This window comes from uncultured Winogradskyella sp. (assembly GCF_947495255.1).
Classification (GTDB): domain Bacteria; phylum Bacteroidota; class Bacteroidia; order Flavobacteriales; family Flavobacteriaceae; genus Winogradskyella.
The window spans coordinates 53,736-68,129 of sequence record NZ_CANLYI010000002.1; the positions used below are offsets into that span (position 1 = coordinate 53,736).

The following is a 14,394-nucleotide window of genomic DNA, read 5'->3' on the forward strand; positions in this document are numbered from 1 at the left end:
AAATTATGAGTTACAACTTATCATCGCATTTTTCTGATTTGCCTGTTTATAAAAAGGCTATGGATATTATTGTGCTTTCTCGAAGTATTTCCACCTATCTAAGTCAAGACTTATCATACTTAAATTCAGACGGTTCAGAAGATGAACACATTTATTTCACAGGTGACATTGTACAACAATCTACAAATTTAGCACCCGAAATTATTAATGCAGAGCAAGAAAGCTGTTCAGCAAAAAAATACAAACATTTAGAAAGTTTAGACCGTTTAACAACACGCTTATATAGTAACTGCAGACGATTAGAAAAATCTAATAGTAATGGAAGAGATTATTTACCAATTCTTAGAGGTGAATTAAGAAAATTCAGAAAACTGAAGAATCATTGGATGCTGACGCTGTAAATTATTTCTGCTTTATTAAATGTGAATTGCTCATAAATGCATTTTGATAATTCTTAATTCTAGAATTCATTTCATCAGCAATTATAACAAACTGACATTTAGTTAGACTTTCCGATAATCGTAAAATGTGATTATATCCATTGTGAAGTCCTAAATAATCGGCATCTTCAAGAGCAAACAATTGTACTTCACCTAAATGAATTCCATTTAAAAAATAAAGTTTACTTAATCGAGCAGGTGTTGCAATTACGATATCTTGTCCGTAATAAACTTCGGTTTTTTGCTTGTCAATATCGTATTCATCATACAATGCATAAACTCTTAAGTCTGTATTCATAGTGAATCTTTCAAACTCTTCTTTTAAAGCTATAGCATCTTCTTTATCCTTTACCGTAATGATAACACGTGGCGAATCCTCAAAAGCAGTAGCTTTTAATTTATGAATAATTGCAATGATTAGTGCTGTAGTTTTACCACTTCCTTTTGGTGCAATCACATAAGCATCTGAACCTCCTTTTAAAGTGGGTAATACTTTTTTCTGAAATGCATTTGAAGTTTCAAATCCTGCGTTTTCTAAGGATTCTTTTAATAAAGGGTGTAGTTTTTTGAAAGACATCTTACTGTTTATAAATATAGCTTGATTAACAATTTAGCTATAGAAGTTTCAAAGATACTATTATTGACAAACTTTACAGTCGGCTTTCTCTTGTATTTCTCCAACTAAATGACCTTCGTCATTCATTTTAAAGCCACAGCAATCCATAAATCCTTGCGCTATCTGTTTTCTTGCACGTTGAATTTGAGATTTTACCGTTGGTAATGATAAGTGTAATTGATTAGCAACCTCTTGTTGTTTTAAGCCCTTTATATCAGACAAAAACAAAGGATCTCTATATTTTTTAGGCAAGCTTTTTATAATTCCTCTAAGGCAATCTTGCTCGGAATGCTCTTTAGGTTCTGGTTCTGATTCTATTTCTAAATCTTCTACCGGAATTTCTTTTTTATTCATTCTGAAGTAATCCAAAATAGTATAGCGCGCAATGGAAAACAACCATGGTTTTAGCTTATTTTCATCTTTTAAGGTATGTAACTTCGTGTGTACTTTAATAAAAGTTTCCTGAAGAATATCTTCCGTAATCACAGGATTCTTTACTTTACTTAAAATAAAGCGTCTTATGTCTTCTGCATAAATTCCCCAAACATCTTTCGTAGTCATATTCTAAAGTAATTAAAATTAGTTCGGACACAAAACTTTGCATCCGAACTAACACTAATTTAACAATTGCAATTTGTACATGTACAATTCTCACATGTACAGTTTTGACAATTTCCTTTTGAGCAACCTTCACAGTTACAAGTACATTCTTTATTTTTCATGATATCTATTTTTTATGTTCATATAATAGACGAGATAATCCTAAAAAAGATGCAAAAAAGATGAGAATATTTATTGAAGCTGAACTATTTAACCAATATCAGTGCTTTGTGAGTAATTGGAAAGTTGCAAGAATTGGCTATAAAGCATAAGCTGTTTGCTTCTTTATGTAACCTTAGCGCTAATTCTTTTTGATTAATATCCTTTATAGTCACAACAGGTTTTAATCTTACGGTTTTAAAGCTTCCGCTTCCTTTATCATTAACTTCTAAATCACCTTCAGCACTATCTGTATAACTTAAGACTTCTATACTGTTTTGAGCACAAACGTATAAGTAAGACATCATGTGGCACGATGTTAAAGCGGATAATAATAAATCTTCTGGATTGTATAAACTATCATCACCTCTAAAGGTTTTTGCTGCAGAAACATTTAATGGTGTTGCTTTGTTGTCTATTATCACCTCATGATTTCTACTGAAGTTTCTTGGGTTTTGCGTGCTTTCGCCATCAATGATTTCCCAGTTAACAGTAGCTTTAAAAGTATGTTTTATCGACATGTTGTTTTTATTGAATATAAAAAAAGCGTTTCAATTGAAACGCTTTTTTTGATTTATTCGTTGAGATCCCAAAACCAGTTTGGGATAAGCGATTCACTCACTTTTCGAAAAATCGAAAAGTGTTTCTCTGCTTACATATTTCTGCGATACTGTCCTCCTACTTCAAATAAAGATGACGTAATTTCTCCTAAACTACATACTTTACAAACTTCCATTAAAGCTTCAAAAATATTTTCGTTGTTTATGGCACGTTGTTGTAAATCTTTCAACAATGCTGTTGTATCATTTGCTTCATGAAGGTTCGCTAACGTTTTAATCTGAAATTGTTTCTCTTCTTCAGTGGCTCTAATCACTTCCGCAGGAATAACCGTTGGTGACCCTTTACTACTTAAGAAGGTATTTACACCAATAATTGGGAATTTCCCGTTATGTTTCAACGTTTCGTAGTATAAACTTTCTTCTTGTATTTTACTACGTTGGTACATCGTTTCCATGGCACCCAAAACACCACCTCTTTCTGTAATTCTGTCAAATTCTTGTAAAACTGCGTCTTCTACTAAATCGGTTAATTCTTCAATAATAAAAGACCCTTGGATTGGATTTTCGTTTTTATTTAATCCTAGTTCTTTATTTATAATTAATTGAATTGCCATTGCACGTCTAACCGATTCTTCAGTTGGTGTTGTAATAGCTTCATCATACGCGTTAGTGTGCAATGAGTTACAGTTATCATAAATAGCGTATAAAGCTTGAAGCGTTGTACGAATATCATTAAAGTCAATTTCTTGAGCGTGTAAACTACGTCCAGACGTTTGAATATGATATTTCAACATTTGTGCTCTTGCATTTGCACCATATTTGTGCTTCATGGCTTTTGCCCATATTTTACGTGCCACTCGACCAATTACGGCATATTCTGGATCAATTCCGTTTGAGAAAAAGAATGATAGGTTTGGACCAAACTTATTGATATCCATACCACGACTTAAATAATATTCTACGTAAGTGAAACCATTAGATAACGTTAACGCTAATTGTGTTATTGGGTTTGCTCCTGCTTCTGCAATATGGTATCCAGAAATTGATACCGAATAGAAGTTACGGACATTATTCTCAATAAAATACTCTTGAACATCTCCCATTAAACGCAACGCAAATTCTGTAGAGAAAATACAAGTGTTTTGTGCTTGGTCTTCTTTTAAAATATCTGCTTGAACCGTTCCTCTAACTTGAGCAATCGTATTCTTTTTAATCTCGGCATACACATCTGCTGGTAATACTTGATCTCCTGTAACACCTAAAAGCATTAAACCTAAACTATTGTTTCCTTCTGGTAATTCACCATTATAGGTAGGACGTTCTTTACCTTTATAAAGCTTAGCAATTTTTGCTTCAACTTCTTTTTCTAAACCATTTTCTTTAATGTAAAACTCACATTGTTGATCTATGGCAGCATTCATAAAAAAGCCTAGTAACATTGGCGCAGGACCATTAATAGTCATACTTACCGATGTCATTACATTTGCTAAATCAAAACCAGAATATAGTTTTTTAGCATCATCTAAACAACAAATACTAACACCTGCATTACCAATTTTACCATAAATATCTGGTCTTAAATCGGGATCATTTCCGTAAAGCGTTACACTATCAAAAGCGGTAGATAAACGTTTTGCTGGTAAACCTGCACTTACATAGTGAAAACGTCTGTTTGTACGTTCTGGTCCACCTTCTCCTGCAAACATACGTGCTGGATCTTCGCCTGTACGTTTAAAAGGATATAATCCTGAAGTATATGGAAATTCTCCTGGTACGTTTTCTTGCAATGACCAACGTAATAAATCTCCCCAAGCTTGATACTTTGGTAAAGCTATTCTTGGTATTTGTAAATGAGATAACGACTCAGAATGTGTTTCTATTTTTATTTCTTTATCTCTTACTTTAAAGCTATAAATTGGATTTTTGTATTTGTTTACTTTTTCATCCCAACCTGTAATAACTTCCCAATTGTAAGGATCTAAATTTAATTTTACGCGGTCAAATTCTTTAATTAAAAGCTTAAGTAAATCTCTTTGAGATTCCTCGTCAGTCGTTCCTCCTTCTGTCGGAATGACATTACCTTTATCATTCTTGGCTTCTGCAAAAACAGCGTCTTCGTTGAGACCTAACTTTCCAATAAAAGACTTTTCGTCTTCAATTAAGCTAACGTTAGCAACAGAGCCAATAGTTTTATAAATACCGTATAATTTCTGAGCAACTTCAACTTGTGTATTTGCTGTTTTATCATACGCACGATTACTCTCTGCTATTTCTGATAAATAACGTGTACGCGAAGGTGGAATAACGAAAATTTTCTCGCTCATTTCTTGAGAAATTTCGAATGTCGATTTTAAAACCGAATCCGTTTTCTCTACTAACTTATCCATGATTGCTTTGTAAAGCGTATTCATTCCTGGATCGTTAAATTGCGACGCAATTGTGCCATAAACTGGTAAATCATCTTGGTGTACATCCCAAAGATTATTGTTACGCATGTATTGCTTTTTAACATCACGAAGCGCATCTAGCGAACCACGTTTATCAAATTTATTGATGGCAACTAAATCTGCGAAATCTAGCATATCAATTTTTTCAAGTTGAGTAGCTGCTCCAAATTCTGGTGTCATTACATAAAGGGCAACATCAGAATGCTCCATAATCTCAGTATCTGATTGTCCGATACCAGAAGTTTCTAATATAATTAAATCGTATTCGGCAGCTTTTAAAACTTCAATGGCTTCGTTAACATATTTTGATAAGGCTAAATTAGACTGACGTGTTGCCAAACTACGCATGTACACTCTAGAATTGTTAATCGCATTCATACGAATACGATCTCCTAAAAGTGCACCTCCTGTTTTGCGTTTAGAAGGATCTACAGAAACTAAACCAATAGTTTTTTCTGGAAAGTCTATTAAAAAACGACGAACCAGCTCATCTACTAAACTAGATTTACCTGCTCCACCAGTTCCTGTAATTCCCAAAACTGGAGTTTTAGAAGCTGCATTTTTAATATGAATTTTATCTAAAGTCGCTTTTGCAACTTCTGGGAAGTTTTCTGCTGAAGAAATTACTCTCGCAATTGCTTTTGGGTTTTTAGTAGGAAGTATGTCTCCCTCATTACTCAGTACATCACCAATTGCAAAGTCTGATTGCTCAACCAAATCATTAATCATACCTTGTAAACCTAATGCTCTTCCATCATCTGGAGAATAGATTCTGGTAATTCCATAATCCATTAATTCTTTGATTTCTTCAGGAAGAATTACTCCTCCTCCACCTCCAAAGATTTTAATGTGCTCTGCTCCTTTTTCCTTGAGCAAATCGTACATATATTTAAAATACTCGTTGTGTCCGCCTTGATAAGACGTTAACGCAATAGCATTTGCGTCTTCTTGAATGGCAGTATTTACAACTTCCTCTACACTTCTGTCGTGACCCAAATGGATCACTTCTACTCCTGTAGATTGTATAATACGTCTCATTATATTTATAGCAGCATCGTGCCCATCAAAGAGCGATGCAGCAGTAACTATACGTACTTTATATTTTGGCTTATAAGGTGCAACTTGTTTCATTCGTAAAAATATTGCTGTTTTGAGCGACAAATTTAAGGAATATTCAAAAATTTAAAGCAACAATTGATAAATATCTAAAACACTCAGAAAATCTGAAATGCTTTCAAATTTAATTACTTTTAACATTCCATTCAAGACTAAATATATGCAAAAAATCACACTACTTATTCATTGTGAAGACCAACCAAATATTATTGCTTCGGTTACTAATTTTATGGCTTCAAATGATGGCAATATTGTATATATAGATCAGCATGTAGATAGAGAACAGAATATCTTTTTTATGCGTTTGGAATGTGAATTTGCTTCAGATTCATTTTCACTTGAAGAGTTTAAACAACTATTTAGCAGCACACTAGCCGAAAAGTTTAAACTCGATTGGAAAATTTTTGCAGCCGAAAGAAAACCAAAAATGGCGTTATTTATTTCTAAGTATGATCACTGTTTGTATGATATATTAGGTCGATACAATTCGGGTGAATTACATCTTGAAATTCCTTTTATATTAAGTAATCATCTCGATTTAAAACCAATTGCTGACAATTTTAATATTCCTTTTTATCATGTACCTGTAACCAAAGCAACAAAACAGGAAGCTGAACAAGAGCAATTAAGACTGCTTGAGTCTCATAATATTGATTTTATTGTTTTAGCAAGATACATGCAAATTGTTTCTGAGACCTTAATTGATAAGTATCCTAATAGGATAATTAATATTCACCATTCTTTTTTACCCGCTTTTGTAGGTGCAAAACCCTATCATTCAGCTTATAAACGTGGCGTTAAAATTATTGGAGCAACAAGTCATTATATTACTGAAGAATTGGATGCAGGCCCAATTATACAGCAAGATGTAGCACATGTATCGCATACACATTCTATTAAGGACTTAATTGCTAAAGGACGTGATTTAGAAAAAATTGTATTGTCTACTGCTATAAAACTTCATGCGGATAGAAAGGTGATGGTTTTTAATAATAAGACTGTTATATTCTCCTAACATAATCGGTTTCAATAACATAAACTACTCAAAATATTATAATAAAATAAATTATTCTTAAAAATTTTGTTAAAATATTTAATATTTTTCATAAATTGCAGTTCCTATTGTCATTATTGACAATCAAATCTTCCATAGTTTAATATTTATTCATTAGCGAGAATCCTAACTAAAAGTTAATGTGACCTATCTTATATTATTGTATCTAATAATATGTGAGGGAATATATTCTCTTGTAAAACAAAAATTTAAACTATTAATTAACTTAATTATTTTATCCATGAAACAAAAACTATTATTATTGGTATGCTTTATTGCAGGAATCGGATTCTCTCAAGCACAAGGCTTACCTACAAACCCAGAACCAGGAAAGTGTTACGTAAAATGTATTACTAAAGATTCTTTTAAAGAAGTAGAAGAAACTATACAAACGTATCCTGCTTACACAACTTTACAAGTTGTTCCTGCAACTTACAAAACTGTAGAAGAAAGTGTATTAGTAAAAGAAGCGACTAAGAAGTTTGTTTACGTACCTGCTACATATGAAACTATTGAAGTACCTTACGTTAATCAAGAAAGTCGTACAGATTTAAAAGTTGTACCAGCTAGTTTTGGTAACGACTCAAGAACTTTTGAGGTACATCCTCAAACTTCAGGATGGGAATATAAAGTATTAGAAGATTGTCCTTCTGTAAATAAGGATGATTGTGTTGCTGCATGTTTCGTTCAGTATCCTGCGCAGTCTAGAGATGTAAGTTTCACAACGTTATCATCTGACGCAAGCACAAACGCTGTACCTGTAGCAGAAAAAACAACTACTTATAAGAAACGTGTTATTAAAACTCCTGCAAGAATGGATGAAATCCAAATTCCTGCTGAGTACAAAACAATCAAAAGAAGAGTTATTGAAACTCCTGCTTCTACAACTACAAATACAATTGCTGCACAGTACCAGACCGTAACAAGAACTGTATTAGACAAGAAAGGTGGTATTACTACTTGGGAAGAAGTTGATTGTGAATTATTAGATCCAAATGTATTACCAGTATTTTATGAATTAGGTAGTGCAAGATTAACTCCAGCTTCTAAGAAGACTATTGATGATACTTTATTACCAATCTTAACTGATTCTGCAGTAAGTATTGAAATTATGTCTCATACAGATTCTAGAGGTAACGATGACTTTAACCAGTCTTTATCTCAACAAAGAGCTAACTCTGTAGTAAACTATTTAGTATCTAAAGGTATCTCTAGAAGCAGATTATCTGCAAAAGGATATGGTGAAACTAGATTAACAAACAGATGTTCTAATGGTTCTGATTGTTCAGAAACTCAACACCAAAGAAACAGACGTACTGAATTTAGAGTTTTAAGTAACTAATATTTAGACGTTAATTATAATTTCAAGAAAAGCTCCTTTAAAAGGAGCTTTTTTTGAAATAAACTTTATATTAAATCTTAGTACGTAGTATTACTATTTGGTTAGTATCAAACCTCTTGTATAAATGAGCCAACAAATACTAAGAACACATTTAACAATTGATAAACACCTATTAATTAAACAAATAGACTAATTGCTATCGTTGTAGTTCTCACAACCTAGGTTATATAAAAAAGAAAAAAACATACAAATTAAAAACGACTAATCACTATTAAGATATATTCGTTATAACTACAAAAAAAGTGAAGCTCCTTATATAAGGAGCTTCACTTTTTATTTTGATAAACTAAGTTAATACAGATTATTAAAAACAAGATACTTTTAATACCATTATTAAGTATGCGAAACTACAAGTACAACAAACAACTTAATTAAGGTGCTTTTTTCTCTATATGATACACAGGATAAGACACTGTTTTCTTCTCTGCTTTTATACCATAGTTATCTTCTAAATCTGATTGCATTAATTGAAAAAATTTATAATGAAAATCCCAATCATGCAATGACAGACTAATATCATTATCTTCTGGAACTATAATTGGCATATCTAAAACATAAGCCAATTGATAAGCTACATCTCTTAAAGATACATTATCTGCCTGAATTTGAGAATCTCCTACTAAATACTTAGCATTGTTTATTCCCCAATCAATCTGCTTGGTATCCCAAAATTTAGAAGCATCAGCAGAAAAACTAATACCTTCACCTTCATTGTACTTTCTAACCACACCTAATTTCATTTCTGTAATAAGTTTTACTGCTAGATTTTCAGATTGATTAAATGGCTTTTTAAAATAAACCTCATAATTGGTATCTAAACTCTCATCTAAAACAATTTGATTTTTATAGATTTTTGCTAAATAGCCAACAATCTGCTTAAGCGAACCTGTTAATTTTAAATAATCTTCAGCATCAGCAACTTCTAATTCCTCAACATTATAACTTAAAGGTTTAATTTCTAAACTTTCGTTAGGAATATACTCTGCGATAACATCTTCTTCAATAGATTCTACACTAAAAAAGGAATCTAAAGATGATTTTGAAGAATTTTGTCTTAAGTATTTAGCCACAATTTCTTTCTTCAAATCTGGTGCTCCACCTCTCCACAGCACTTTACCTTGACTATTAAAAAGAACGCCATCTGGCAAAACAGCAACTTTATAATTTTTAAATGTTTCTTTATTATAATCAATAGCAATGGCTAAATCAGTAGACTTCTTTTCTAAAAAACGCTCAACAATCAATGGATTTTCAGATGTAAGAGACACGATATATAAATCATCTGGAAATTGTTTTTGTAAAACACCTAAATGCTCCTTTGCTGTTATACAAGGTCCACACCAAGTAGCCCAAAAGTCTACAAAATAGAGTTTATTATTGTCTGCTGACGCAATTTTAGATTCCTGAAGAAACTCCGAAACCTTAACATGACTCTGGGCACCACTACTAATAATGATAAAAAACAACAAAAAACTTAGTATTCTACTTTTAAATAATTCCATTAACAATGATAATTTTACTAGCTATAATCAAATATGATGCTAAAGTAGTAATTTGTAAATTAATTCGCCTTTCAACAAAAAAACTATTAACAATTATTTGGCTACTAATTATAACATTACGCCTTTCGTTTTATTATATATTTGCAAAAAACATATAATTATGAAACGAATTTTAGCCTCAATTTTATGCCTTTCACTTTTAGTTTCTTGCGCAGAGCTACAACAAGTTGTAGATTCAATACCACAAACAAATGGTGTTCTTAGTAACACTGATATTGCCTCTGGATTAAGAGAAGCTTTAGATTTAGGTATAGAGAAACAAGTTACCAAACTAACAGCTACGGACGGCTTTTATAAAAATGAATTAGTTAAAATACTTTTACCAGAAGAGTTACAAAAAGTAGATTCTGCATTACGTAAAATAGGATTAAGTAGTTTAGCAGACGAAGGTCTAAAAGTATTAAACAGAGCTGCTGAAGATGCCGTTAAGGAAGCAACTCCAATTTTTGTAAGTGCAGTTAGCGATATCACTTTTGATGATGCTAAAAACATTTTATTAGGAGAAGATAATGCTGCGACAACTTACTTAACAACAAAAACTGAAACTGACTTATATAGCAAGTTTAAACCAGTTATTGAAAATTCTTTTAGTAAAGTTGGTGCAGATGAAATTTGGACAAATCTTATTACAAAATACAACAACATTCCGTTGACAAACAATGTTAATCCAGACTTAACAGACTACGTAACTACAGAAGCATTAAAAGGTGTTTATACAATGATTGCTGTTGAAGAAAAAGAGATTAGGACTAAAGCTTCTTCTCGTGGTACCGATTTGTTAAAGAAAGTATTTGCATTACAAGATTAAATAGAATGTTACGTTATTTTAATCATCTCCTAATGTTAGGTTAACATATAAAACAAAGAATGTATGCACCTTTGCAGTGCAAAGATTTAGTTAGTATTAATCTTAGATTAGAATAGTTAGTTTAAAGTCGGTATTTAGTGAGGTATCGACTTTTTTTATGCCTAAACTTAAAGTCTTTTAAAATATGAATAAGACTTTAATAAGCGACTTCCATACCACGAAAACATTTCACCATCTACAATTTTTATAGTCTTCTCAGGAAATTGAGATTGAAGTTCTAATACATGCTCCTCCTTAAACGGAAAAGGCTCACTAGACAGAAAAACAAGGTCGGCTTCTGCTAAAGCTTTATAATTTAAGTCTATTTCTGGATATCGCTTTTCATGTTCAAAAGCATTTAAAAATCCGGCTTCCTTAATCATTATATCTATAAAGTTATCTGAAGCTGCAACCATCCATGGATTCTTCCAAATGAAATAAGCGACTTTTAACTTATCTTTATTTTGAAATTGAAGTTTAAATGCTTCCCGCTCAATCTGAATATTAGAGATTAAATCTAAAGCGTTATCCTCGACATCAAAAATTGCAGCATACATGTTAATCAATTCAAAACAATCTTCAAGATTATAAATATCACTAACGTGAATTGGAGCAATATCTTCTAAACTTTTAATAATCTCCTCAGTATTTTCCTCTTTATTGCAAAGAATTATATCTGGTTGAAGTGCTTTTATTTTTTCAATATTGATTTGTTTTGTACCTCCAACAACGGCTTTAGACATCCTAAGATGCTTTGGATGTACACAAAACTTAGTTACGCCAACAATTGAAGACTCTAAACCTAAATCTACTAATAATTCGGTTTGCGAAGGTACCAAAGAGATGATGCGCCTTGGTATTCTATTAATTTGAATTTTACGATTTAGTTGGTCTTTCATTTTTCAATTTATCAGTGGCAATTACAGTTCCTCAGAATCGTGTTTATAAATAATCTGTGACTACGAACTTAATTCTACAGCCATTTGTATTTGTAACTCTTCAGCTTTTTGAGCTGCAGCCTCAGCAAAATTCTCATCTTGTGATGCGTAAATAATTCCTCTAGAAGAGTTAATTAATAAACCTACAGAATCATTCATTCCATATTTACAAACCTCTTGAAGATTACCACCTTGTGCACCAACACCAGGAACTAATAAAAAACTATCAGGAATAATTTTTCTAATATCTCCTAAAAATTCAGCTTTAGTTGCACCAACCACATACATTAAGTTTTCAGAATTCTCCCAAGATTTAGAAGTTTCTAAGACTTGCTTGTACAACTCTACACCATCAATAGTTTTGGTTTGAAAATCGAATGCACCTTGGTTAGATGTTAAGGCTAAAAGAATGGTGTGCTTATCTTTAAAAGCTAAAAAAGGCTCTACTGAATCTTTTCCCATGTAAGGCGCAACCGTAACACTATCAAAACCTAAATCCTCAAAAAATGCTTTAGCATACATAGAACTTGTATTACCTATATCACCTCGTTTTGCATCTGCTATAGTGTAGATTTCAGGATGATTTTCGTTAAGATAGTTGATGGTTTTCTCTAAAGCTTGCCAGCCTTTAATTCCGTATGCTTCATAAAAAGCCGTATTAGGTTTGTAAGCCACACATAGATGATGAGTTGCATCTATTATCGCTTTGTTAAAAGCAAAAATAGGATCTTCCTCTTTTAATAAATGTTTTGGAATTTTATTTAAATCGACATCTAAACCTATACATAGGAAAGATTTCTTTTTGTTGATTTGGGTAGTAAGTTGCTGTGTAGTCACTTTATAATAACTTAAATTAATTAAGAATTCGAGATTTTATCGTTTTAGTAATATCTTCAATTGAACCTAAACCATCAAAGTCTTCAACCTTTAATTTAGTTTTCATATATGCGATGGCAGGTTTTGTTAAAGTCTCGAAAACATTAATACGTTTTAAATGAATAGCTTTGTCTTTATCGTCTTTTCGATTTGAAGTTTCCGCTCGCTTTTCTGCTCGTTTTAATAACTCTTCTTTTGGAACTTCAATATTTACAACACTGCTTATTCTTAGTTGTCTTTCTTCTACAATTTCTAAAAGGTCATTAACTTGAGCTTTCGTTCTAGGGTAGCCATCTAAAATAACACCATTATTATCAGAGTTCTCGTCCAATATATTTCCGAAGAGATTTTTCATAATTTCATCAGGCACCAAATCACCTTTCTCTTCATACTCAGACATTATTTGTCCGATTTCAGTCTTATTCAATTTCTCGTTCCGACAACGATCTCCTGTAGAAATATGTTTATAGCCAAAAATATCTTTTAAAAATTCGCATTGCGTCCCTTTGCCACTATAAGGTGGTCCTGTAATCACTACTATGTCCATTTTACAAATAAAAAAAGCCTCAAAAAAGAGGCTTCAGTTTAAATTACATCATCGTTAGCTTTTAACAACTCTGTGTTTTCTGCTAACATTAATTCGTCTATTATTTTTTGAATATCACCATTAATGATATTTGATAAATCGTAAAGTGTTAATCCTGGTACTCTATGATCCGTAACACGTCCTTGTGGATAATTGTAAGTCCTAATTTTAGCACTTCTATCACCAGAACTCACCATACTTTTACGTTTTTCAGAATCTGCTGCTTGTTGTTTAGCTAATTCTAAATCGTATAAACGCGAACGTAGAACCTTTAAGGCTTTCTCTAAGTTTTTATGTGATGATTTTTGATCTTGACAACTTACAATCATTCCTGTTGGTTCGTGATGCAACTTAATTGCCGAATAGGTTGTATTCACCGACTGACCACCAGGACCAGTTGATGTGGTGCGCTCAATACGAACCTCAGTCATATCTAATTCGTAATCAAATTCTTCTGCTTCTGGTAACACCATTACTGTTGCTGCACTAGTATGCACACGACCTTGAGTTTCTGTCTGAGGTACACGTTGCACACGATGAACACCTGCTTCAAACTTTAAAGTTCCGTAAACATCTTCTCCAGAAACCTCAAAAATAATTTCTTTAAAACCACCAGATGTTCCATCACTCTGACTCACTACATCTACTCTCCAGCCTTTATCACTGCAGTATTTAGAATACATTCTATATAAATCACCAGCAAAAATACTCGCTTCATCTCCACCTGTACCAGCTCTAACCTCAACAACTACATTTTTAGCGTCGTCTGGATCTTTAGGAATTAGCATAAAGCGAATCTCCTCTTCAAGCTTTTCAATAGTTTCTTTAGCTTCTTCTAATTGCATTTTAGCCATGTCTACCATTTCGGCATCAGAACCATCTGCTATAATCTCTTCTGCTTCGGCAACATTATCCGTAGCTTCTTTATAAATCTCGCCTTTGTCTACAATTAATTTAAGATCCTTGTATTCTTTCATCAGCTTTGTGTAGCGTTGCTGATCTGTTATAATATCGGGCTGTATGATAAGGTCATTTACCTCATCGAAGCGTTGTTTTATAATTTGTAATTTCTCTAACATCTCTCTTCAAAAATTGGAATTCAAAAATACGTTTTTTTATGGATTCTCTAGCTTGAATTTTTGAGGACATTTTCACAATCAAAAATAAATTACATAAAAAGAACGTTTAGTA

The 14,394-nt window shown here is 32.3% G+C and carries 13 protein-coding genes; 4 read left to right on the forward strand and 9 right to left on the reverse strand.

The window, feature by feature from the left end:
• The first annotated feature begins 5 nt into the window (after positions 1 to 5).
• A complete protein-coding gene (locus tag Q0807_RS02955) occupies positions 6 to 401 on the forward strand; it encodes a hypothetical protein (protein ID WP_299106217.1) in 396 nt (131 codons plus the stop codon).
• Position 402: 1 nt separating this feature from the next.
• Here the strand turns inward: Q0807_RS02955 and Q0807_RS02960 are convergent, their stop codons facing one another.
• The 4 genes from Q0807_RS02960 to Q0807_RS02975 all read right to left on the reverse strand — a co-directional run bounded on the left by Q0807_RS02960 (position 403) and on the right by Q0807_RS02975 (position 5,953).
• On the reverse strand, positions 403 to 1,017 hold the full coding sequence (locus Q0807_RS02960; protein WP_299106218.1) for a DEAD/DEAH box helicase: 615 nt from the start codon (positions 1,015 to 1,017) through the stop codon (positions 403 to 405).
• A gap of 60 nt (positions 1,018 to 1,077) precedes the next feature.
• Positions 1,078 to 1,617, reverse strand: coding sequence for a sigma-70 family RNA polymerase sigma factor (locus Q0807_RS02965; protein WP_299106220.1), 540 nt, complete (start codon positions 1,615 to 1,617; stop codon positions 1,078 to 1,080).
• A 245-nt stretch (positions 1,618 to 1,862) separates the two neighbouring features.
• Entirely contained in the window at positions 1,863 to 2,336 is a 474-nt protein-coding gene (locus tag Q0807_RS02970; protein ID WP_282032065.1) for an OsmC family protein, read from the reverse strand.
• A gap of 131 nt (positions 2,337 to 2,467) precedes the next feature.
• Positions 2,468 to 5,953 carry a methylmalonyl-CoA mutase family protein gene (locus tag Q0807_RS02975; protein WP_299106226.1) on the reverse strand — a complete coding sequence of 1,162 codons (3,486 nt, stop codon included), beginning with the start codon at positions 5,951 to 5,953 and terminating at the stop codon, positions 2,468 to 2,470.
• A gap of 145 nt (positions 5,954 to 6,098) precedes the next feature.
• Here Q0807_RS02975 and purU point away from each other — a divergent pair, with 145 nt between their 5' ends.
• Positions 6,099 to 6,953, forward strand: coding sequence for a formyltetrahydrofolate deformylase (purU, locus tag Q0807_RS02980; RefSeq protein ID WP_299106228.1), 855 nt, complete (start codon positions 6,099 to 6,101; stop codon positions 6,951 to 6,953).
• A 280-nt stretch (positions 6,954 to 7,233) separates the two neighbouring features.
• Entirely contained in the window at positions 7,234 to 8,334 is a 1,101-nt protein-coding gene (locus Q0807_RS02985; RefSeq protein WP_299106230.1) for an OmpA family protein, read from the forward strand.
• 431 nt (positions 8,335 to 8,765) lie between these two features.
• Here Q0807_RS02985 and Q0807_RS02990 read toward each other — a convergent pair whose 3' ends face one another.
• Entirely contained in the window at positions 8,766 to 9,896 is a 1,131-nt protein-coding gene (locus Q0807_RS02990; protein WP_299106233.1) for a TlpA disulfide reductase family protein, read from the reverse strand.
• A gap of 160 nt (positions 9,897 to 10,056) precedes the next feature.
• On the opposite strand from Q0807_RS02990, the gene Q0807_RS02995 reads away from it, so the two are divergent.
• A complete protein-coding gene (locus tag Q0807_RS02995) occupies positions 10,057 to 10,764 on the forward strand; it encodes a DUF4197 domain-containing protein (RefSeq protein WP_299106235.1) in 708 nt (235 codons plus the stop codon).
• A gap of 167 nt (positions 10,765 to 10,931) precedes the next feature.
• Here Q0807_RS02995 and Q0807_RS03000 read toward each other — a convergent pair whose 3' ends face one another.
• From Q0807_RS03000 to prfA, 4 genes are read right to left on the reverse strand one after another with little or no spacing between them, the layout of a single operon-like run.
• Complete coding sequence (locus Q0807_RS03000) at positions 10,932 to 11,702, reverse strand: ABC transporter substrate-binding protein (RefSeq protein ID WP_299106236.1); 771 nt, start codon at positions 11,700 to 11,702, stop codon at positions 10,932 to 10,934.
• A 60-nt stretch (positions 11,703 to 11,762) separates the two neighbouring features.
• Positions 11,763 to 12,578 carry an orotidine-5'-phosphate decarboxylase gene (gene pyrF / locus Q0807_RS03005; protein ID WP_299106237.1) on the reverse strand — a complete coding sequence of 272 codons (816 nt, stop codon included), beginning with the start codon at positions 12,576 to 12,578 and terminating at the stop codon, positions 11,763 to 11,765.
• A gap of 16 nt (positions 12,579 to 12,594) precedes the next feature.
• On the reverse strand, positions 12,595 to 13,164 hold the full coding sequence (locus Q0807_RS03010; protein ID WP_299106238.1) for a nucleoside monophosphate kinase: 570 nt from the start codon (positions 13,162 to 13,164) through the stop codon (positions 12,595 to 12,597).
• 38 nt (positions 13,165 to 13,202) lie between these two features.
• A complete protein-coding gene (gene prfA / locus Q0807_RS03015; RefSeq protein WP_299106239.1) occupies positions 13,203 to 14,282 on the reverse strand; it encodes a peptide chain release factor 1 in 1,080 nt (359 codons plus the stop codon).
• Positions 14,283 to 14,394: the final 112 nt, after the last annotated feature.

Excerpts from the sequence above, each read along its gene's own strand:
- Q0807_RS02955 (WP_299106217.1), top strand. The coding sequence starts at position 6 with ATGAGTTACAACTTATCATCGCATTTTTCTGATTTGCCTGTTTATAAA.
- Q0807_RS02960 (WP_299106218.1), bottom strand. The coding sequence starts at position 1,017 with ATGTCTTTCAAAAAACTACACCCTTTATTAAAAGAATCCTTAGAAAAC.
- Q0807_RS02965 (WP_299106220.1), bottom strand. The coding sequence starts at position 1,617 with ATGACTACGAAAGATGTTTGGGGAATTTATGCAGAAGACATAAGACGC.
- Q0807_RS02970 (WP_282032065.1), bottom strand. The coding sequence starts at position 2,336 with ATGTCGATAAAACATACTTTTAAAGCTACTGTTAACTGGGAAATCATT.
- Q0807_RS02975 (WP_299106226.1), bottom strand. The coding sequence starts at position 5,953 with ATGAAACAAGTTGCACCTTATAAGCCAAAATATAAAGTACGTATAGTT.
- purU (WP_299106228.1), top strand. The coding sequence starts at position 6,099 with ATGCAAAAAATCACACTACTTATTCATTGTGAAGACCAACCAAATATT.
- Q0807_RS02985 (WP_299106230.1), top strand. The coding sequence starts at position 7,234 with ATGAAACAAAAACTATTATTATTGGTATGCTTTATTGCAGGAATCGGA.
- Q0807_RS02990 (WP_299106233.1), bottom strand. The coding sequence starts at position 9,896 with ATGGAATTATTTAAAAGTAGAATACTAAGTTTTTTGTTGTTTTTTATC.
- Q0807_RS02995 (WP_299106235.1), top strand. The coding sequence starts at position 10,057 with ATGAAACGAATTTTAGCCTCAATTTTATGCCTTTCACTTTTAGTTTCT.
- Q0807_RS03000 (WP_299106236.1), bottom strand. The coding sequence starts at position 11,702 with ATGAAAGACCAACTAAATCGTAAAATTCAAATTAATAGAATACCAAGG.
- Q0807_RS03010 (WP_299106238.1), bottom strand. The coding sequence starts at position 13,164 with ATGGACATAGTAGTGATTACAGGACCACCTTATAGTGGCAAAGGGACG.
- prfA (WP_299106239.1), bottom strand. The coding sequence starts at position 14,282 with ATGTTAGAGAAATTACAAATTATAAAACAACGCTTCGATGAGGTAAAT.